This window comes from Streptomyces sp. NPDC048424 (assembly GCF_040651555.1).
Lineage (GTDB): Bacteria > Actinomycetota > Actinomycetes > Streptomycetales > Streptomycetaceae > Streptomyces.
The window spans coordinates 94,886-113,449 of the sequence record NZ_JBEZKE010000022.1 but is presented as its reverse complement, the minus strand read 5'-3'; the positions used below and the strand labels follow the sequence as shown (position 1 = coordinate 113,449).

Annotated in this window: 20 protein-coding genes; 15 read left to right on the top strand and 5 right to left on the bottom strand. The window is 72.1% G+C overall.

Going from position 1 to position 18,564, the window contains the following annotated elements:
- Window positions 1-4 precede the first annotated feature (4 nt).
- Genes AB0D29_RS27505 through AB0D29_RS27495 form a run of 3 tightly spaced genes read left to right on the top strand, consistent with a single transcriptional unit; the run spans window position 5 to window position 3,551 of the window.
- On the top strand, window positions 5-1,384 hold the full coding sequence (locus tag AB0D29_RS27505; protein WP_362857894.1) for an NtaA/DmoA family FMN-dependent monooxygenase: 1,380 nt from the start codon (window positions 5-7) through the stop codon (window positions 1,382-1,384).
- Entirely contained in the window at window positions 1,381-2,427 is a 1,047-nt protein-coding gene (locus tag AB0D29_RS27500; protein ID WP_362857893.1) for an LLM class flavin-dependent oxidoreductase, read from the top strand. Before AB0D29_RS27505 ends, AB0D29_RS27500 begins: the two co-directional genes overlap by 4 nt.
- Window positions 2,428-2,438: 11 nt before the next feature.
- The gene (locus AB0D29_RS27495) at window positions 2,439-3,551 is read left to right on the top strand and encodes an LLM class flavin-dependent oxidoreductase (RefSeq protein WP_362857891.1); all 1,113 of its coding nucleotides are present in this window, start codon (window positions 2,439-2,441) and stop codon (window positions 3,549-3,551) included.
- 19 nt (window positions 3,552-3,570) lie between these two features.
- Here the strand turns inward: AB0D29_RS27495 and AB0D29_RS27490 are convergent, their stop codons facing one another.
- From AB0D29_RS27490 to AB0D29_RS27480, 3 genes are all read right to left on the bottom strand, one after another.
- The gene (locus AB0D29_RS27490; RefSeq protein ID WP_362857890.1) at window positions 3,571-5,004 is read right to left on the bottom strand and encodes a glycoside hydrolase family 16 protein; all 1,434 of its coding nucleotides are present in this window, start codon (window positions 5,002-5,004) and stop codon (window positions 3,571-3,573) included.
- 258 nt (window positions 5,005-5,262) lie between these two features.
- Entirely contained in the window at window positions 5,263-5,481 is a 219-nt protein-coding gene (locus AB0D29_RS27485) for a hypothetical protein (protein WP_362857889.1), read from the bottom strand.
- 607 nt (window positions 5,482-6,088) lie between these two features.
- The gene (locus AB0D29_RS27480) at window positions 6,089-7,726 is read right to left on the bottom strand and encodes an FAD-dependent monooxygenase (RefSeq protein WP_362857887.1); all 1,638 of its coding nucleotides are present in this window, start codon (window positions 7,724-7,726) and stop codon (window positions 6,089-6,091) included.
- Window positions 7,727-8,002: 276 nt separating this feature from the next.
- Here AB0D29_RS27480 and AB0D29_RS27475 point away from each other — a divergent pair, with 276 nt between their 5' ends.
- The 10 genes from AB0D29_RS27475 (at window position 8,003) to AB0D29_RS27430 (ending at window position 15,810) form a co-directional block, all read left to right on the top strand.
- Entirely contained in the window at window positions 8,003-9,100 is a 1,098-nt protein-coding gene (locus tag AB0D29_RS27475; protein WP_362857885.1) for a SchA/CurD-like domain-containing protein, read from the top strand.
- A 118-nt stretch (window positions 9,101-9,218) separates the two neighbouring features.
- Window positions 9,219-9,662, top strand: coding sequence for a cupin domain-containing protein (locus AB0D29_RS27470; RefSeq protein ID WP_362857884.1), 444 nt, complete (start codon window positions 9,219-9,221; stop codon window positions 9,660-9,662).
- Window positions 9,659-10,930 (top strand): beta-ketoacyl-[acyl-carrier-protein] synthase family protein, encoded by a 1,272-nt coding sequence (locus tag AB0D29_RS27465; protein WP_362857883.1) that lies wholly within the window; start codon window positions 9,659-9,661, stop codon window positions 10,928-10,930. The genes AB0D29_RS27470 and AB0D29_RS27465 overlap by 4 nt, the downstream gene beginning before the upstream one ends.
- Complete coding sequence (locus AB0D29_RS27460; RefSeq protein ID WP_362857882.1) at window positions 10,927-12,165, top strand: beta-ketoacyl synthase N-terminal-like domain-containing protein; 1,239 nt, start codon at window positions 10,927-10,929, stop codon at window positions 12,163-12,165. Before AB0D29_RS27465 ends, AB0D29_RS27460 begins: the two co-directional genes overlap by 4 nt.
- Before the next feature lie 26 nt (window positions 12,166-12,191).
- Window positions 12,192-12,446 carry an acyl carrier protein gene (locus AB0D29_RS27455; protein WP_362857881.1) on the top strand — a complete coding sequence of 85 codons (255 nt, stop codon included), beginning with the start codon at window positions 12,192-12,194 and terminating at the stop codon, window positions 12,444-12,446.
- Window position 12,447: 1 nt separating this feature from the next.
- On the top strand, window positions 12,448-12,927 hold the full coding sequence (locus tag AB0D29_RS27450; RefSeq protein ID WP_351598855.1) for an SRPBCC family protein: 480 nt from the start codon (window positions 12,448-12,450) through the stop codon (window positions 12,925-12,927).
- A 20-nt stretch (window positions 12,928-12,947) separates the two neighbouring features.
- A complete protein-coding gene (locus AB0D29_RS27445) occupies window positions 12,948-13,289 on the top strand; it encodes a TcmI family type II polyketide cyclase (RefSeq protein ID WP_319732405.1) in 342 nt (113 codons plus the stop codon).
- Window positions 13,290-13,398: 109 nt separating this feature from the next.
- Window positions 13,399-14,106, top strand: coding sequence for an NAD(P)H-dependent oxidoreductase (locus tag AB0D29_RS27440; RefSeq protein ID WP_362857880.1), 708 nt, complete (start codon window positions 13,399-13,401; stop codon window positions 14,104-14,106).
- Between the two features lie 64 nt (window positions 14,107-14,170).
- Window positions 14,171-15,088 carry a MurR/RpiR family transcriptional regulator gene (locus AB0D29_RS27435; protein ID WP_327412167.1) on the top strand — a complete coding sequence of 306 codons (918 nt, stop codon included), beginning with the start codon at window positions 14,171-14,173 and terminating at the stop codon, window positions 15,086-15,088.
- Between the two features lie 335 nt (window positions 15,089-15,423).
- The gene (locus tag AB0D29_RS27430) at window positions 15,424-15,810 is read left to right on the top strand and encodes a hypothetical protein (RefSeq protein WP_362857914.1); all 387 of its coding nucleotides are present in this window, start codon (window positions 15,424-15,426) and stop codon (window positions 15,808-15,810) included.
- A gap of 15 nt (window positions 15,811-15,825) precedes the next feature.
- Here the strand turns inward: AB0D29_RS27430 and AB0D29_RS27425 are convergent, their stop codons facing one another.
- Complete coding sequence (locus AB0D29_RS27425) at window positions 15,826-16,200, bottom strand: toxin Doc (RefSeq protein WP_319732409.1); 375 nt, start codon at window positions 16,198-16,200, stop codon at window positions 15,826-15,828.
- A 72-nt stretch (window positions 16,201-16,272) separates the two neighbouring features.
- The gene (locus tag AB0D29_RS27420) at window positions 16,273-17,115 is read right to left on the bottom strand and encodes a serine protease (RefSeq protein ID WP_362857878.1); all 843 of its coding nucleotides are present in this window, start codon (window positions 17,113-17,115) and stop codon (window positions 16,273-16,275) included.
- Between the two features lie 231 nt (window positions 17,116-17,346).
- On the opposite strand from AB0D29_RS27420, the gene AB0D29_RS27415 reads away from it, so the two are divergent.
- Together AB0D29_RS27415 and AB0D29_RS27410 are read left to right on the top strand one after the other, a co-directional pair.
- Window positions 17,347-17,853, top strand: a complete 507-nt coding sequence (locus AB0D29_RS27415; protein WP_362857877.1) for a hypothetical protein — start codon at window positions 17,347-17,349, stop codon at window positions 17,851-17,853.
- A 98-nt stretch (window positions 17,854-17,951) separates the two neighbouring features.
- Entirely contained in the window at window positions 17,952-18,146 is a 195-nt protein-coding gene (locus AB0D29_RS27410; protein ID WP_362857876.1) for a hypothetical protein, read from the top strand.
- The last annotated feature ends 418 nt before the right edge of the window (window positions 18,147-18,564 follow it).

Genomic DNA, 18,564 nt, shown 5'->3' with positions numbered 1-18,564 from the left:
CGTCATGAGCAGCAAGCCGCTCAAGCAGATCCACCTCGCAGCCCACTTCCCGGGCGTCAACAACACCACCGTGTGGAGTGACCCGGCGGCCGGCAGCCACATCGACTTCGACTCGTTCGTCCACTTCGCACGGACCGCCGAACGCGCCAAGTTCGACTTCCTCTTTCTCGCGGAGGGGCTGAGACTGCGGGAACAGGGCGGGCAGATCTACGACTTGGACGTGGTCGGCCGTCCCGACACCTTCACGGTGCTCGCCGCACTGGCGGCGGTCACCGAGCGCCTGGGCCTGACCGGCACCATCAACTCCACCTTCAACGAGCCCTACGAGGTGGCCCGTCAGTTCGCCTCCCTCGACCACCTGTCCGAGGGCCGGGCCGCCTGGAACGTCGTCACCTCCTGGGACGCCTTCACCGGCGAGAACTTCCGGCGCGGCGGGTTCCTGCCGCGCGAGGAGCGCTACTCCCGGGCCGAGGAGTTCCTGGCCGCCGCCACCGAGCTGTTCGACTCCTGGGACGGCTCCGAGATCGTCGCCGACGCCGGATCGGGCGCCTTCCTGCGGGACGCGCGGGCCGGGGCCTTCGCCCACCGGGGCCGGCACTTCGACATCGAGGGCCACTTCAACGTGCCGCGCAGCCCGCAGGGCCGGCCGGTGATCTTCCAGGCCGGTGACTCCGACGAGGGCCGTGAGTTCGCCGCCGCCGGCGCCGACGCGATCTTCGGCCGGTACGGCACGCTCGACGCGGGCCGGCAGTTCTACGCCGACGTCAAGGGCCGCCTTCCCAAGTACGGCCGCACGCCGGACCAGTTGAAGATCCTGCCCGCGGCCACCTTCGTCCTCGGCGACACCGACCCCGAGGCCCGCGAGGCCGCCCACGAGGTGCGCCGCCTCCAGGTCAGCGGCCAGACCGCGATCAAGTTCCTGGAGCACGTCTGGAACCGGGACCTGTCCGGCTACGACCCCGACGGCCCGCTGCCCGAGGTCGACCCCGAGGTCGGGGAGAACACCATCGCCCTCGGGCGGGCGAGCGTACGGGAGTTCCGCGACCCGATCGCGACGGCACGGCAGTGGCGCGCGCTCGCCGAGGCCAAGAACCTCTCGATCCGCGAACTCGTCATCTCCACCACGGCCGACCAGACCTTCGTCGGCTCCGCCGCCACCGTCGCCGCGCAGATCGACACGCTGGTGCAGGCGGACGCGGCCGACGGCTTCATCCTCGTCCCGCACATCACCCCGGGCGGCCTGGACGTCTTCGCCGACACCGTCGTCCCGCTGCTCCAGGAGCGGGGGGTCTTCCGCACCGAGTACGAGGGCACGACCCTGCGCGACCACCTCGGACTCGCGGTGCCGCAGGCGGCTTCCGACCGGCAGGCCGCGCGCTCATGAAGTTCCTGGCCATCACCCTCATCACGGACTCCGCGGATCCGGTGACGGGCGCCCTCACACCCACCCGCGAGCGGTTCCGCGAGGTGGTCGACGCCTCGCTGCTCGCCGAGGAGCTCGGCTTCGACGGCTTCGGGGTCGGCGAGCGACACGAGCGGCCCTTCCTGTCGTCCTCGCCGCCCGTGGTGCTCAGCCACATCGCCGCGCTGACCCGCCGGATCCGACTGTTCACCGCCGTGACCACCCTGAGCCTGCTCGACCCGGTGCGGGCGTACGAGGACTACGCGACGCTCGACCACCTCTCCGACGGCCGCCTGGAGCTGATGATCGGCAAGGGCAACGGCACGGCCCAGCGCGAGCTGTTCCACGTGACCCCCGAGGACCAGTGGGAGCGCAACGCCGAGGGCTACGAGCTGTTCCGGCGGATCTGGCGCGAGGACAAGGTGAGCGCCGAACCGCGCTTCCGCCCCGCGCTGGCCGGTGCCGAGGTGCTGCCGAGGCCCTTCCAGCCGGCCCTGCGGGTCTGGCACGGCAGCGCGACCAGCCGGGAGTCCGTCGACCTCGCGGCGCGGTACGGAGACCCGCTCTTCTCGGCGAACGTCACCCACCCGATCGGCCCGTACGCCGAGCTGATCCGCCACTACCGGGAGCGCTGGGAGCACTACGGGCACGACCCGGCGCACGCCGTCGTCGGCGCGGGGACGGCCGGCTACCACGCGGCCCCCACCTCGCAGCAGGCGGTGGCGGCGTACCGGCCGGCGTTCGCCCGGTACCTCGCCTTCCACGAGCAGCAGGGTCTGGCACCCGTCTTCCCGACCCTGGAGGACTTCGTCGAACGGAGCTCGGCGCTGATCGGCAGCCCCCAGCAGGTGATCGAGAAGGTCCACCGCTACCACGAGGCCTTCGGCCACACGGCCCTGCACCTCCAGGCGGAGCCGGGCGGGCTCACCCCCGCGCAGCACCGGGCCTCCCTCGAACTCTTCCAGTCGCAGATCGCCCCGGTGCTGCGCCGCGAGATCCCCGACCCTTCCTTTCCCGACCTGTAAGGAGCCCGGCCATGTCCGGCATCCCCCTCGGGGTCCTCGACCTCGTCCCGGTCCCGTCCGGTTCCACGGCGGCCGAGGCCCTGCACCACAGCATCGACCTCGCCCGGCAGACGGAGGCCTTCGGCTACGCCCGCTACTGGTTCGCCGAGCACCACCTCAACCCGGGGGTCGCCGGGACCTCCCCGGCGGTCGTGCTCGCGCTGACCGCCTCCGCGACCTCGACCATCCGGCTCGGCTCCGGCGCCGTCCAGCTCGGTCACCGCACCGCCCTGTCGACGGTCGAGGAGTTCGGCCTGATCGACGCGCTGCATCCCGGGCGCCTCGACCTGGGGCTGGGGCGCTCGGCGGGCCGGCCGCAGTCGGCGGCCTCCCAGGACCCTCCGTTCGAGGGGCACACCCCGAACGGACTGCGCATCCCCGCCCGGTTCTCCTTCGCGCACCTGCTGGGCCACCCCCGCGTCGCACTCCAGCAGAAGCTGTTGAACCTGCCCGGGGCCCAGCCGCAGGACTACGCCGAGCAGATCGACGACGTCCTCGCGCTGCTCCGGGGCGACTACCGCTCCCCGGAGGGGGTGGAGGCACATGCCGTCCCCGGTGAGGGGGCCGACGTACAGGTGTGGATCCTGGGCAGCAGCGGCGGGGTCAGCGCGGAGACCGCGGGCCGGAGCGGGCTGCGGTTCGCGGCCAATTACCACGTGAGCCCCGCTTCGGTGCTGGAGGCGGCCGAGGGCTACCGGGCCGCGTTCAAGCCCTCGGCCGAGCTGGACCGGCCGTACCTGACGGTGTCCGCGGACGTCGTCGTCGCCGAGGACGACGCGACCGCCCGCGAACTGGCCACCGGATACGCGCCCTGGGTGCGCAGCATCCGTACCGCCGAGGGCGCCATCCCCTTCCCCACGCCCGCCGAGGCGCGCGCGCTGCCCTGGACGGAGGCGGACCGGGAACTCGTCGCCGACCGGGTGGAGACCCAGTTCGTCGGCTCGGCGCGGACCGTCGCCGATCACCTGGAGCGGCTCCAGGAGGCCACCGGGGCCGACGAGTTGCTGATCACCACGATCACGCACGACCACGAGGACCGGGTCCGCTCCTACCGCCTGCTGGCCGAGGAGTGGCGGCGTCGCTGACGGGGCCTTCGGGATCGGGTCAGTGCCCGAAGTCGAACCAGTTGACGTTCACGAAGTCGGCGGGCTGGCCGCTGGTGAAGGTCAGGTAGACGTCGTGCGTGCCGGTGACGGCGGTGATGTTCGCCGGGACCGTGCGCCAGCTCTGCCACCCGCCGGTGCCCGCGATCGAGAAGCTGCCGACCGGAGCCGAGGTACGGCTGTCGAGGCGCACCTCGACGAGCCCGCTGACCCCGCCGGCCGCGCCGCTCGCCACGCGCCCGTAGAACTGCCGCGCCGGTGTGGAGCCGAAGTCGACGCCCCGGAACAGGGCCCAGTCGCCGTTGCCGATCGACGCGAGGTCCTCGCCGCCGCCGGAGTCCGTGGTGGTCTCCTTCACCACGCCCGCCTGGCCGTCGTACGACTCGGCCTGGATCGCGGAGTACGCGTCACGGTTGCCGGCCGGCGGGGTGGTCGGGGGCGTCGTGGGCGGGGTGGTCGGGGGAGTGGTGGGCGGGGTCGTGCCGCCGGTCGAGCGGAGGACGGACACGTAGTCGACGACCATGGAGTGGCCGGGCTGGGTGCCCGCGTCGGGACCGCCCCCGAAGGCGTCGGGGAAACCGCCGCCCATGGCGACGTTCAGGATGATGAAGTAGCCGTGGTTCGTGGCGTTGGTCCAGGTGGTCGCGTCCACCTGGTTCGCCCGTACGGTGTGGAAGTTCACGCCGTCGACGTAGAAGCGCATCTCCTCGACCGCGGTGGCGCGGTCCCACTCCACGGCGTAGGTGTGGAAGCCGCCCTGGCAGCTCGTACCCGGGCACACGTGCTGGCCGCCGATGCCGGACGTCTCGTTGCAGGGTCCGCCGGGGCTCGTGCCGCAGTGCACGGTGGCCCAGACGTTGTTGATGCCCTGGACGTTCTCCAGGATGTCGATCTCACCGATGCCGGGCCAGTTCCACCAGTTGCCGCGGTACGGGGCTCCGAGCATCCAGAACGCCGGCCAGTAGCCCTTGGCCGCCGGACCCGTGACGTTCGGCATCTGGATGCGCGCCTCGGTGCGGAGCGTGCCGCCGGCCGGGGGCTGGAAGTCGGACCGCCTGGTCTCGATCCGGCCGGACGTCCAGTTGCCGGCCGCGTCCCGCCTCGGCGTGATGCGCAGGTTGCCCGCGCCGTCGAGGGAGACGTTGGAGGGGTCGGCGGTCATCGTCTCGATCTCGCCGGTACCGAAGTTGGCGGGTCCGCCGGGGTAGCCGGTGCCGGTGGTGTACTGCCAGTCGGCGGTGTTCACCCCGGACCCCGCGGCTCCGTCGAAGTCGTCCAGGAACACCCGGGACCAGCCGGCCGGGGTGGGGGGAGCGGCGGCGCTCGCGGGCAGTGCCACGCCCGCGGCGGCCGCCGCGACCAAGGCGATCGTGCCGAGTGCGGCCAGGACGGCCCGCCGGACCGTCGGTCGGGTCCTGCCGGATATCTCACGCATGGGTGCCCTCTCTGAAGCGCGGTGAGGCGCGGTGCGGGGGGAAGAGCCGGGATCACCGTTTTGAGAGCGCTCTCAGAACGGCGCCGCTGGACACTGTGGCTCCCCGCCCTCGCGGCCGTCAAGAGATTGAACCGGGAAAGCCCTTACGCGCAGGGGGAGTTCAAAGAGTGAACGCACGCATCGTCGACGGCCGCCGCGAGGCCGCCGGCGGCGCCGGCGGCGGAGGGGGGATCACCCGTGCGGCCCAACCCGCCCCGCTCAGAAGGCCGGACCGAGCACCTCCTCCGCTCCCGGCAGGTCGTGGACGTCGACCGCCGTCCCGGTCAGGGGCAACAGCCCGGCCAGCGGGCACTCCCCGGGCATCTCGTGGTCGACCTCCCACTGGCCGGCCGTGTTCCCGCCGGAGTGGTCCGTGATGCAGACGGCGTACAGCCGGCCGGCGCAGCCCCGGCACAACAGGGGCCCGTGGCCGGTCACGACAGGCCCCGGGGCGGCGCCGCCGCGGCCGCACGGGCACCGCGCCCCGGACCGCACGGTCCCCAACGGCACGCCCCCGGCGCGCACGTCCCCGGAGTGCCGGGTCCGCCGCGCGCTTGTAGCGTCGGTCGCGACAGGAGTCCTGGTGACCCGACAGGAATCCGCCGGCCGGTTCGCACACGCGGAACACGTCCCGTCAGCGCACCGAGCCACCCGTGTGCCGCCCGTGTCGGCGCCGATCCGGTCCGCCCCTCGTGCCGCGGCCGGGCGCACGCGCAGCCCCCGTGAGAGAGGCCGTGCCGATGTCGAACGATGTCCCGATAGCGAGCCTGCTGCGTGTGGAGAGGGGCGTTGCCGCCCCGGAGGAACTGGCCGCGCTCGCGGTCGTCGTCGCGTGTTACGCGCACCGGAACTCCCTTGACCGTGAGCGTGACCGGGACGGGCACCGGGCCCGAGCCCGCGGTGGGGCGGGCGGCGGCGTCGGCTACGAAGCGGGCCGCCGCCGTGCCGGCCGGCCCGACCCCGGCTGCTGGGCGGGCTGCTGGGCCTGTCGCTGAACCCCTTCCGCCGGCCGCGTGCACGGCCGGCGGAAGGGGGGACGGGGCGGTCACGCCCGGCGCAGCACCGTCGAGAGGACCTCGTGCAGCGTCGCCCGGGGGTCGGCGACCGCGCCCTCCGAGCGCCAGGCCACGAACCCGTCCGGCCGTACGAGCACGGCGCCCTCGGCGCTCATCGCGTGGACCTCGCTCCAGTCGGAGCCGCCGCCGTCCTGGACCAGGTCGGCGGCCGGCCCGGAGCCGATGGTGTAGGCGTCCAGCCGCACCGGGAGCTGCGCGGCCACCTGCTCCGCGGCCGCCCGCCACGGCGAGCCGACGCCGCTGAGCAGCACGAAGGAGCGCTCGTAGAGGTCCAGGGTGGAGATCCGCTCACCCGCCCGGGTCAGCCACATGTGCGGGGCCCGGGTCCCGGTCTCGCCGACCATGTGCAACCGCTCGGGGATGACGGGCCGGCCGGGCTCGCCGCCGACGAGCGCGCCGCTCGGGTAGCAGTAGCCCATCGCCGTCGTGAGCACCCCGCTGCCCGGTCCGCCGCCCATGGTGGGCGGGGGCGCGTACCCCGGGTGGCTGTGCTCCGCCGAACGGGCCGAGGCCCGCTCGCTGGTGGCCCTGGCCACCGGCAGCCGCTCGGCCTCGTAGGTCTCGAGCAGCCCCATGCCGGCCGAGCCGTCCAGCACCGCGGCGATCTTCCACGCCAGGTTGTGCGCGTCCTGGATGCCCGTGTTGGAGCCGAAGGCTCCGGTGGGGGACATCTCGTGGGCAGCGTCCCCCGCGAGGAACACCCGACCGGAGGAGTACCGCTCGGCCACCCGTTCGGCCGCATGCCACGGCGCCTTGCCGCCGATCTCCACGTCCAGGTCGGGTACGCCGATCGCGTCGCGGATCTGGTCCACGCACCGCTCGTCGGTGAAGTCCTCCAGGGTCTCGCCCTGCTCCGGGTGCCACGGGGCGTGGAAGACCCACTGCGTCTGGTTGTCCACCGGCAGCAGGGCCCCGTCGGCCCCCGGGCGCATCAGGTAGCAGACGATGAACCGCAGGTCGCCCAGCACCTGGACGAGCCGCTCCGAGCGGAAGGTGACGCTGACGTTGTGGAACAGCTCGCCATTACCCGTCTGGGGGATCCGCAGCTGCTCTCTCACGGGACTGCGCGGCCCGTCCGCCGCGATCAGGAAGTCCGCGCGCACCGTGCTGTGCTCGCCCGTCAACCGGTCCTTCACCACGGCGTTCACTCCGGTGGCGTCCTGGTCGAAGCTCATCAGTTCGGTGGAGAACCGCACGTCCGCGCCCTGCGCACGACTCTGTGCGGCCAGTACCGGCTCGATGTTGTTCTGGCTGCACAGGCACCAGCCGGTCGGGCTGAAACGGGCGATCGCCCCCGACGGATCGATCGACTTGATCAGCCAGTTGTGGTCGCTGCGGTCGGTCAGTGACCGGGCCTGCAGAATGCCCTGAATGCCCTCCAGTACGGACGCCGCCTGGCGGATCGCGCGCTCCGCCCCTGCCGTGCGGAACAGCTCCATCGTCCGGGCGTTGATGCCGCGGCCTCGCGGGTGCGGGGACGTACCGGAGTGCTTCTCGACGAGCAGGTGCCTCACTCCGTGGCGGCTCAGGAAAAGCGAGGTGGACAGGCCCACGAGGGAGCCGCCCACGACGAGAACCGGTACGCGAACATCGGCGTTGTCTTCCATCAGCTGCGGGCTCCTGTTTTCTGTGTGGGGGAGTGGAGTCTTTATGCCCCCGATCCGGGATCAGGCCCAGTTGATTCGCCGGTTGTCACCCGCTTGATCCGGACATGTAGCGGTACGTCGCCACCCGGATGACGATGAGCGACAGCGGCTCCCCCTGAGACGCGCCGGCCTGCCCGTTCCCCACGGAGGCGGCCGCCGGCCCGGGCGGACGCCACCGGTGACGGACGAGGGGTCCGTACGCGATGGATCTCCACCCCCTCATGAAGGAGTGAGTAGATGACAACCACCCTGTCCGAACGGGTGTCGCAGTCAGCCTTCGACGGCTCCATGCTCCGGGTCGTCCTGCTGATGGATCTCCACGAGGGGACCCAGCAGCAGTTCTTCGAGGCGTACGAACAGCTCCGCCACGACATCGCGTCGGTCCCGGGCCACATCAGCGACCAGCTGTGCCAATCCTTCGAGGACCCTTCGCAGTGGCTCATCACCAGTGAGTGGGAGAGCGCCCCGCAGTACCTCGCATGGGTCAACAGCGAGCACCACGCCGAACAGGTGAAGCCGCTGGGCGCGTGCGCGCGCAACATGCGCCCGCTCAAGTTCACCGTCCTGCGGGAGACCGGCCGCGGCTACGACCAGGCGGCCCGCCCCACCACGGCGCGCCTGCAGACCACACCCCGGCTGGGCGCCGGAATCGTGCGCCACGCCCTCACCTTCACCGTCAAGCCGGGCAGCGAGAAGGAGGTCGCGGCCATCCTCTCCAGCTACGCCTCCCCGGCCGCCCGCGTCGACGCCCACACCCGCCTGTGCCGCACATCGCTCTTCATGCACGGCAACCGGGTGGTCCGCACGGTGGAGGTCCAGGGCGACCTGGTGACGGCCCTGCGCCACGTATCGGAGCAGCCCGAGGTACGCGCCGTGGAGGAGGCGATCAACCCGTACCTCGAACAGGACCGGAACCTGAACGACCCGGAATCCGCGCGCATGTTCTTCATGCGGGCCGCGCTCCCGGCGGTCCACCACATCGCCGCCACCGAGTCCGACCCCGCCGACGTGCAGCGGCACGCGCTGTTCTACCCGGCCAAGCCCGGCTGCGGCGCGGCGCTCGCCAAGTTCCTCGCCCGGCAGGACGAGGCGGCCGCGCACCGCCCCAAGAGCCCCGTACGGAGCAGCAGCATCTTCCAGCGTGACGACATCGTCGTCCGCCTCATCGACGTGCGCGGCCCGCTGGAGGCCCAGCCCGACATCACCTTCGGCGTCTCGGGCCCGCGCAAGGCGGCCGTGCTCGCCCGGCTGACGGCCGCGCCCGGCGGGCGCGTTCGCCCCGCGCACCACACCATGAACCTGATCACCGACCGCCGGGCGCCCGCGCAGTCCTGATCCCCGCCGGGGAATCCATCCGGAGCCCCCCCTCTCCACCTCCCCACCCCTCGCTCCACCCCCTGTCTCGACCCCCATCCCCGTCCAGGCTCTCCCCACACGCCAGGAGGAACCCGCCATGACCAAACAGCGCCCACGCATCGTGGACCTCAGCGAGACGCCGCCCAACCGCCGGCGCGGCGGCGATCTGAGGGCCGTGCTCACCCCGACGTCGGTGGGCTCCACCAGCGGCTTCATGGGCATGGCGATCATGGCCCCCGGGGAATCCATCGCCGAGCACTACCACCCGTACTCCGAGGAGTTCGTGTACGTGGTCGCCGGCCGGCTGGAGGTCGACCTCGACGGCGAGGCCCACCCGCTGCGCACCGACCAGGGCCTGCTCGTCCCCCTCAACGTGCGCCACCGCTTCCGCAACGTCGGGGACGTCGAGGCCCGCATGGTCTTCCACCTCGGCCCGCTCGCCCCGCGCCCCGAACTGGGCCACGTGGACACCGAGGAGGCCCCGCACCCGGAGAGCACCGCCTGGGAGCAGCCTCCGGACCGAACGGGAGTGGTCTCGTGACCCGCCGGCGGGTGGCCGTCACCGGAGTCGGCGTCGTCGCGCCCGGCGGGATCGGCGTCCGTGACTTCTGGGACCTGCTGTCCAACGGCCGGACGGCGACGCGGGGCATCAGCCTTTTCGACCCGACGGGGTTCCGCTCCCGGATAGCCGCCGAGGTCGACTTCGACCCCGCCGCGCACGGCCTCGGCGAGGGCGAAGCGGCCCGGGCGGACCGGTACATCCAGTTCGCCCTGGTCGCCGCCCGTGAGGCCGTCCGCGACGCGGCACTCGACCTCGACACGGACGAGGCCTGGCGGACCGGCGTCTCCCTCGGCACGGCCGTCGGAGGCACCACCCGTCTGGAGCACGACTACGTCGCCGTGAGCCAGTCCGGCTCCTGGTGGGACGTGGACCACAAACTGGCCGGCCCGTACCTGCACCGCGCGTTCACTCCCGCCACCCTCGCCTCCGCCGTCGCGGAGGAGGTCGGGGCGCGGGGCCCGGTGCAGACGGTCTCCACCGGCTGCACCTCGGGACTCGACGCCATCGGGTACGCCGTCCACTCCATCGCGGAGGGCCGGATGGACGTCTGCATCGCAGGCGCCTCCGACTCACCCATATCGCCCATCACCGTGGCCTGCTTCGACGCCATCAAGGCCACCTCGCCGAACAACGACGACCCGGCCCACGCCTCCCGGCCGTTCGACGCCGACCGGGACGGGTTCGTCCTCGGCGAGGGCGGCGCCGTGCTCGTACTCGAAGAGCTGGAACACGCCCGCGCCCGCGGTGCGACCGTCTACTGCGAGATCGGCGGCTACGCCACCTTCGGCAACGCCCACCACATGACCGGGCTGACCACCGAGGGCCTGGAGATGGCCCGGGCCATCGAAACCGCCCTCGCCCAGGCCGGGGTCGCCGCCGACGAGATCGACTACGTCAACGCGCACGGCTCCGGGACCAAGCAGAACGACCGCCACGAGACCGCGGCGGTCAAGAAGGTCCTGGGCGACCACGCCTACAAGACGCCGATGACCTCCATCAAGTCCATGGTGGGTCACTCCCTCGGCGCCATCGGCGCCATCGAACTCGCGGCCTGCGTCCTCGCCATGGTCCACCAGGTGGTGCCGCCGACCGCCAACTACGAGACGCCCGACCCCGAATGCGACCTGGACTACGTGCCCAAGGTCGCCCGGGACCGGAAACTGCGCAGCGTGCTCTCCGTGGGCAGCGGCTTCGGCGGCTTCCAGTCCGCCGTCGTCATGACCCGGCCGAAGGAGGAGGTCTCGTGACCAGCCGTACGGTCATCACGGGCATCGGGGTCATCGCCCCCAACGGCGTGGGCGCGGGCGCCTTCTGGAAGGCGACCCAGTCCGGACTCAGCGTGCTGGACCGCGTCACCCGCGCCGGGTGCGAGCACCTGCCGCTGCGCGTCGCGGGCGAGGTCCGGGGCTTCGACCCGGGCGCCATGGTCGAGGAACGCTTCCTCGTCCAGACCGACCGCTTCACCCACCACGCCCTGGCCGCCGCCGACCTCGCCCTGGAGGACGCCCGGCTCGGCCGGGCCGACTACGAGGGCGATCCCTTCTCCGTCGGCGTCGTCACCGCCGCCGGCTCCGGCGGCGGCGAGTTCGGCCAGCGCGAGCTCCAGCACCTCTGGGAACAGGGGCCGCGCTTCGTGGGCCCGTACCAGTCGATCGCCTGGTTCTACGCCGCCAGCACCGGCCAGATCTCCATCCGCCGCGGGCTGAAGGGCCCCTGCGGAGTCGTGTGCAGCGACGAGGCGGGCGGGCTGGACGCCTTCGCGCACGCCGTCCGCGCGATCCGCCAGGGCAGCCGGGCCATGCTGGTCGGGGCGACGGAGGCGCCCCTCGCGCCGTACTCCATCGTCTGCCAGCTGGAGTACGAGGGACTGAGCACCTCGGACGACCCCGAGCGTGCCTACCGGCCGTTCACCGACAAGGCCTGCGGATACGTCCCCGCCGAGGGCGGCGCGATGTTCGTCGTCGAGGACGAGGAGGAGGCCGGCCGCCGCGGCGCCACGGTCCGGGCCGTCCTGGCCGGCCACGCCGCGACCTTCACCGGCACCCAGCGGCGCGACGCCTCCGGCGAGGGACTCGCCCACGCCATCCGGGGCGCGCTCCGGGAGGCCGACTGCGCGCCGGAGGAGATCGACGTGGTCTTCGCCGACGCCCTCGGAACCCCGGAGGCGGACGCGGCCGAGGCCGCCGCCCTCACCGCGGCCCTCGGCGCGTACGGGCGGAAGGTGCCGGTCACGGCGCCCAAGTCCGGTACGGGCAGGGCGTACTGCGCCGCCCCCGCCCTCGACACCGCAGCCGCGGTCCTGGCCCTGGAGCACGGTGTCGTGCCGCCGACCCCCAACGTCTACGACGTGTGCCACGACCTCGACGTGGTCACCGGCAGCGCCCGCCCCGCGGAGCTGCGCACCGCGCTCGTGCTGAGCCGCGGCCGGATGGGGTCCAACTCCGCGCTGGTCCTGCGCAGGGGCGCGTCGGCGAACGAGTAGCTCCCTCGTAGGAAGAGAGAACCCAGATGTCCGACCGACTGACCCTGGAGGAGCTGGCGGTGCTGATGAAGACCGCCGGAATCACCGTCGATCCCACCGAGATGGCACGCCGTCCGGACTCCGCCTTCGACGAGTACGGCCTCGATTCGCTGGGCCTGCTCGGCATCGTCGGCGAACTGGAGAACCGGCGCGGGCGGGCCCTGCCCACCGACGCCGACCGCTGCAAGACCCCCGGGGAATTCCTCGACCTCGTCAACAACAGCCTGATGACCGGAGCCTGACATGCCAGGACACACCGAGAACGAGATCACCGTCAACGCGCCCGTGGACGTCGTGTGGGAGATGACCAACGACCTCCCGAACTGGCCGCAGCTGTTCAGCGAGTACGCCTCGCTGGAGATCCTCGACCAGGAGGGCGACACCACCCGGTTCCGCCTGACCATGCACCCCGACGAGAACGGCAAGGTCTGGAGCTGGGTCTCGGAACGGACCGTCGACCGCAAGGGCCTCACGGTCCGGGCCCGGCGCGTGGAAACGGGCCCCTTCGCGCACATGGACATCCACTGGCAGTACTTCAAGGTGCCCGGCGGCACCCGGATGAAGTGGACCCAGGACTTCGCGATGAAGCCGGACGCGCCGGTGGACGACGCGTGGATGACCGACAACATCAACCGCAACTCCCCGATCCAGATGGCTCTCATCCGGGACAAGATCGAGCAGCGCGAGCGCGAGAACCGCACTCCCGCCGTCAGCCGTCTCTGAAGCGAAAGGCAGGCACCCGGATGAACCAGCCGCACCGCGCTCTCATCGTCGCCCGCATGGCACCGGGGTCGGCGCCCGACATCGCCGAGCTCTTCGCGGGCTCCGACGCGGGCGAACTGCCGCACCTCGTAGGGGTCACGCGCCGCAGCCTCTTCCAGTTCGGCGACGTCTACCTGCACCTGATCGAGTCGGACCGGCCGCCCGGCCCGGCCATCGCGAAGGTCACCGACCACCCCGAGTTCCGGGATCTCAGCGACCGGCTCACGGCCTACATCAGCCCGCACAACCCGGAGACCTGGCGCAGTCCGAAGGACGCGATGGCCCACGAGTTCTACCGCTGGGAGAACCCCGGCGCGAAGTGACCCGGCGGCCCGGACGGGACCCGCACACCGGTGTGTGCGGGTCCCGCCGCGCGTGGCCCGTCCACGAGTCCGTTCCGGCGTCCGGAGCGGCCGACAGCAGGGAGACGGCATGAACCCGACCGACACCGACCACTTCCCGGCGGACCCGGCCCGCCCGCACGAGGACGCGTTCTCCCGGTCCTCCCTGCGCGTGCTCGTCCTGTCCGGGTCCTCGCGCACCGGCTCGGTCAACGCCCGGCTCGCGTCCCTGGCCGCCGCCCTGGTGGTCAGGGCCGGCGCCGTCGCGGACGCCGCCACGCTCGCCGACTTCCCCATGCCGCTGTACGACGGCGACGCGGAGGCCGACGAGGGCGTGCCGCGGGGCGCCCTGGCCCTGTGCGAGCGGCTCGATGCCGCGCAGGCGCTGGTGATCGCCTCGCCCGAGTACAACGCCTCCCTCCCGGGCGCACTGAAGAACGCCGTCGACTGGGCCTCGCGCCGCCGCCCGCAGCCCTTCAAGGACAAGCAGACCCTGCTCGTCTCGGCCTCGCCGTCGATGGTCGGCGGCAACCGCGGGCTGTGGGCCCTGCGGGTCCCGCTGGAGCACCTCGGAGCCCGCGTCTACCCCGACATGTTCAGCCTGCCCAATGCCCACCACGCGTTCTCCGAGAACGGCGCCCTCGCCGACCGGGGCCTCGCCGAGCGGCTGACCTCGACGATCGACTCCTTCCTCGCCCTCACCGAGGCGGACACCCGCTACGTGCACCTGCGGCACTGCTGGTACGAATTCCTCGGCGACCGCACCGACGCCCCCGTCACCGCCCGGGCCGAGGACTGATCATCAACGACCACGGGGCGTGAGCTATGTTGGAACGCGAGTGACGTGAGAAGGAGGCCCTCCGGTGTCATCGGGGCAGCAGGCACGCGCGCAGGCGGCCGCGATCAAGCCGAGCGGCCAGTCGTCGGAAGAGGTCCGCCCCCCGGCCGACCGGCTGCTCGCCCTGTTCGACGGCCGGCGCCTCTCGCCGGGCCAGCGCCGCATCGCCCAGTACCTGATCGACCACCTCACCGAGGCCGCCTTCCTGTCGATCACCGAGCTCGCCGAGCGGGTGGGCGTGAGCCAGCCCTCCGTGACCCGCTTCGCCTCCTCCCTCGGGTTCAGCGGCTACCCCGCCCTGCGCGACGTGCTCCAGCCGATCGCGCTGAGCGCGGTCGCCGGCGCCCCGGACACCCGCGAGCAGATCCGCCGCAACGAACTCCAGGCGGCCGTGGACGCCGAGATCGAGAACCTGGAGAACGTGCGCCGGCTGCTCGCCGACACCAACCAGGTGCTGGACATCGGCCGCGAGCTGGCCGGCTCGGTGCCGCTGACCGTCCTCGGGCTGCGCATCTCGGTCTCCCTGGCGGAGTACTTCGCGTACGCGGCCCGGCGCATCCACCCCGACGTCCGGCTGGTCACCCGCGGCGGCAGCGTCGCCTTCGACGCGCTGCTCCAGTCCAGGGCGGCCGGCGGCACCTGGGTCCTCGCGTTCGCCATGCCGCGGCACGCCAAGGAGACCCTGGCCGCCATCCGGGCCGCCCGCAGTACGGGGCTGCGCGTGGTCCTGATCACCGACCCCACCCTGGGGCCGCTCGTGGACGAGGCGGACGTGGCCCTGACGGCGGGGACCGGCTCCCGCCTGGTCTTCGACTCGTACGCGGCGCCCGGCATGCTCTCCGCGGCCCTGCTCCAGTCGATGGCCGACGCGGACCCCGAGCGGACGCAGGCGCGCCTGGAGGACTACGAACAGGTCGCCCACCACCACGGCTTCTTCCTGTAGGGCGGTTCGTGCCGGTTGGGGCGCCCGCTCGCCCGCTCCACCAGGGGATATTCAGCCCTCGTCGTGCATGAAATTTTTCATACTCTTGCTTACTCGACGGTATATATGTTTACTGACGACGGCGCTCCGGATCCACCAGATGCCAAGGAGGACGACCCCACGTCCTCCCGAACGCACGCACGGCACGACGAACCTCCTCACGTCGCGGCCGCGCGGTCGAGTCCAGGCTTTCGGATCCCGCAGAGCGCCCATGGCGGCCTCGGTCAACCCCTGGGCCGAGGCCGCCCACCAGAACGTCTCGATCAGAGCTTCGACACCATTCGGAAGTGACGAGAATGCCCCAGACGGCCACGTTTACGCTCAGCCCGGACTGGCCCTTGCAGGTCAAGGCGCCCGGAACGCACGACTGGGAGCGCACGGCCACGCGCTGGCTGCGGGACCTGCTTCCGGCCCGCTACGGCGGCTACCTCACGCTCACCCGTCACCACGCGCTCCTCGCCCGCCACGTCCAGCTCCAGCTGCAGCACGAGATTCGTGCCGTGCGGGCGGCCCTGCAGACCAGCCGGGCCGAGCTGCCCACGATGGGCATAGCCGAGACGGTCATCGAGAACTCGATCAGGATGTACGCCCTGGAGCTCGAGCAGCTGAGCCGGCTCGCCCGCGGCGCGCGCCTGGTCTCCGACGCGCTCCTCGTGGGCACGCCCGCCCAGCGCCGGCGCTGACGGCCCGGCCCGGGGTTACGCGGGCTGCCAGGACCGCAGCCGCGCCGCCACGTCGTAGACGCTCACGCGGAGCGTGCGGATGTCGGTGATGAGGTCGCGCCACTGCTCGTAGGAGGCCTCCACGGCTTCGCCGGAGGCCTCGATGTACGCGACGGCGACCCCGTAGGCGAAGTACTCGTTGGAGTCGGGGAGCGGCCGGAGCAGGACGATCGCGTCGAGCAGGGCGGCCGCGCGCCAGTAGGCGTCGGGGTCGTCCACTTCCAGGCTGGGCGTGTTCACCCGGTGCCGGGCGACGGCGGCGACCAGGGCGGAGTGGTCGGCCACCTCCACGTCCTTGAACAGCGCCTCCTGCCGCTCCAGCAGCCAGCGGTGATCGATGTGCAGTTCCACGCGTCCGAGTATCCCCGCCCGGAGCCCGGCCGTGGGGCTTTTCGGGACGGGCGGGGACGTTACTGCGGCTGCTTACGGCTTCGGCAGCAGGCAGCCGGGGCGGTTCAGGTCGATCGTGTTGCCGGGGGCTATGCAGGGGACGATGATGTACGTCTCCTGGGCGTAGTTGATGCCCTGGCGGACCGTCACGTTGCCGTTCTGGTCGACCTCGCACGGGTTGTTCACGGTGCAGCGCCCGCCGTCCTCATTGCCCGTGTTGTTGACTGCGACGACCTTGCCGGTCGTCGTGTCGATCACCGGCGAGCCGGAGGTGCCGCCGATGGTGTTGCAGGACGAGGTGTAGCGGACCGAGTCCTTCCAGGTCCAGTCGCCCTCCTTCAGGCGGTAGGCGAAGCCGTCCACGTTGCAGCTGTAGATCCGCTTCCAGTAGCCGGAGACCACCTTGATCGCCGAACCCTGCGCCGGGCGCACGTCGTTCAGGGTCAGCGCGGAGATGCCGTACTGGCTCTGGATCTGGGCGTAGGTCTTGGTGAGCTGGTAGATCGAGACGTCCGTGTCGGTCATCGTCCCGTACGCGATCTTGCTGGCCCGCAGGGTCGCGACCTTCGAGCCCGAGGCGTTGAGCAGCGAGAAGGAACGCGAGGACGGCCGGTCCTTGACGACCTCGCCGGCGGCCGGGAAACCGGTCTCCAGGCAGTGCCCGTTGGACAGCACGAGCGCGGGGTCGTTCGGCTGGGAGGCGGGCGCGCGGACGACGGAGCCGGAACAGTTGCTGAGTGCCACGGTGCCGGCGTAGTTGACGGCGACGGCGCTCGCCGCGGGCGCGGCCTGGGTGTTCGGCGCGGCGACGGCCGGGGCGGCCGCTGCTCCCATCAGGAGCAGCGAGAGTAAGGCACCGGCGAGAGGCTTCTTCATGTGGGGGTTCCCCTCTGATGACAATGCGACCGAAGATCCTTCGGTTGTCATGTGCATTGTTGAGAGACTTGCCTCAAGTCACAAGAGGGCATGGCGAGTTGGAGTCGCGGCCGGGGGAGGGGTCCAGAGCGGCCTCGGGGGCTCCCGGATCTGACCGCCGCACGGGTGTTCCGCAGCGGACGCTTTGCCTCCTACGGTCTGTGCACCATGGGTTCCGGATCGGGAGGCAGCGTGAAGCGCGAGATCGACATCGACCAGCTGGTGACGGCGATGAAGGCGGTCGACGAGGCGGGGCGGCTCTTCGAGGAGGCGCACGCCGTGTACGAGGCGCGCGGCCTCAAGCGCAACAGCGACGACTTCAAGGTCGCGGGCGGCTCCGTCCAGACACTCCAGGGCGCCGAGGAGATGGCCCTCGGGACCCGTAGGTTCCTCACCGAGCTGGCGCTGGTCGTCGGCTACGCGACCGCCGGCTTCGAGGACCGCGTGGGCGGGAGATCGGCGACGGCCCGGACCGGTTTCTCCGGCATCTCCGGCGGCGGCGCCCGGATGGCCCGCCCGCTGCTCGACCCGACCCTGCGGGGGCTGCGGCTGCTGCTGTCCGTCGACTTCTTCGAGCCCGTCTTCAAGGCCGAGATCGAAGAGGTCCTGTTGGCCGAAAAGGCCACCTACCCCGATCCCTCGATGTTCCGCATCCCGGCGGCCGACGGCGCCGCCGCCCCGGTCGGCCGCACGTCCTGACCCCCCGGGGTGCCGGGCCGCGTCGCGGGGGCGAGGCTGGGGGTATGCGTCATGCGCCCGTCGTCGTACACCGGATTTTCCCGTCGGGGGGCCGGCAGGTGACCCTGCGGACCGCGAGCGGAGAGCAGTCCCTCGGTCTGGCCCACTCCGACGAGGACGTCATCGAGTTCCTCCGGCGGGCCGGCATGCCGGACCCCGACGACGTGGTCCTCGGCGGCACCGAGCTGGTGGAGTGGGCCGCGGACACCCCTCATGTATACGAGGCCGACCCACCCACCGATGACCTCCCGTGAGGCCGCGTGGCCGCCGTCACCCGCACCCCCGTGCCGGGTGACGGCGTCCACACCGCAACGCCGGGGCTCGGCCCCAGCCCCCGCGCCTCAATCGCCGCCGAGGCCCAAACACCGAGGCTCGGTGTTCGCACCCCGCGCCTCAAAGGCCGGCGAGGCTGAAAGTGGTGCGGCGGAGCCGGAGACGGTGCGGCTCAAAGACCGGGGCTCCGCCCCGGACCCCGCTCCTCAATCGCCGGAGGGGCTGAATTTGTCGGGGCCGAAGCGGGCCGGTTGGGGCGGGGGCGGGTGTGTGTCGGGGTGATCCCCGCAGGGCGTCGAACGCACTGCCGCCGAGCTCTCCGACCTCCCGACACGTTCGGCGTCCGAGGAGACACCCCGGCGCGCGCCCGACCCCGTCACAACCGGCCCCCACGCGTAC

What these genes read in the sequence shown, in the direction of transcription:
- AB0D29_RS27505 (WP_362857894.1), top strand. Translation starts at nt 5, where the DNA reads ATGAGCAGCAAGCCGCTCAAGCAGATCCACCTCGCAGCCCACTTCCCG.
- AB0D29_RS27500 (WP_362857893.1), top strand. Translation starts at nt 1,381, where the DNA reads ATGAAGTTCCTGGCCATCACCCTCATCACGGACTCCGCGGATCCGGTG.
- AB0D29_RS27495 (WP_362857891.1), top strand. Translation starts at nt 2,439, where the DNA reads ATGTCCGGCATCCCCCTCGGGGTCCTCGACCTCGTCCCGGTCCCGTCC.
- AB0D29_RS27490 (WP_362857890.1), bottom strand. Translation starts at nt 5,004, where the DNA reads ATGCGTGAGATATCCGGCAGGACCCGACCGACGGTCCGGCGGGCCGTC.
- AB0D29_RS27480 (WP_362857887.1), bottom strand. Translation starts at nt 7,726, where the DNA reads ATGGAAGACAACGCCGATGTTCGCGTACCGGTTCTCGTCGTGGGCGGC.
- AB0D29_RS27475 (WP_362857885.1), top strand. Translation starts at nt 8,003, where the DNA reads ATGACAACCACCCTGTCCGAACGGGTGTCGCAGTCAGCCTTCGACGGC.
- AB0D29_RS27470 (WP_362857884.1), top strand. Translation starts at nt 9,219, where the DNA reads ATGACCAAACAGCGCCCACGCATCGTGGACCTCAGCGAGACGCCGCCC.
- AB0D29_RS27455 (WP_362857881.1), top strand. Translation starts at nt 12,192, where the DNA reads ATGTCCGACCGACTGACCCTGGAGGAGCTGGCGGTGCTGATGAAGACC.
- AB0D29_RS27450 (WP_351598855.1), top strand. Translation starts at nt 12,448, where the DNA reads ATGCCAGGACACACCGAGAACGAGATCACCGTCAACGCGCCCGTGGAC.
- AB0D29_RS27445 (WP_319732405.1), top strand. Translation starts at nt 12,948, where the DNA reads ATGAACCAGCCGCACCGCGCTCTCATCGTCGCCCGCATGGCACCGGGG.
- AB0D29_RS27440 (WP_362857880.1), top strand. Translation starts at nt 13,399, where the DNA reads ATGAACCCGACCGACACCGACCACTTCCCGGCGGACCCGGCCCGCCCG.
- AB0D29_RS27430 (WP_362857914.1), top strand. Translation starts at nt 15,424, where the DNA reads ATGCCCCAGACGGCCACGTTTACGCTCAGCCCGGACTGGCCCTTGCAG.
- AB0D29_RS27420 (WP_362857878.1), bottom strand. Translation starts at nt 17,115, where the DNA reads ATGAAGAAGCCTCTCGCCGGTGCCTTACTCTCGCTGCTCCTGATGGGA.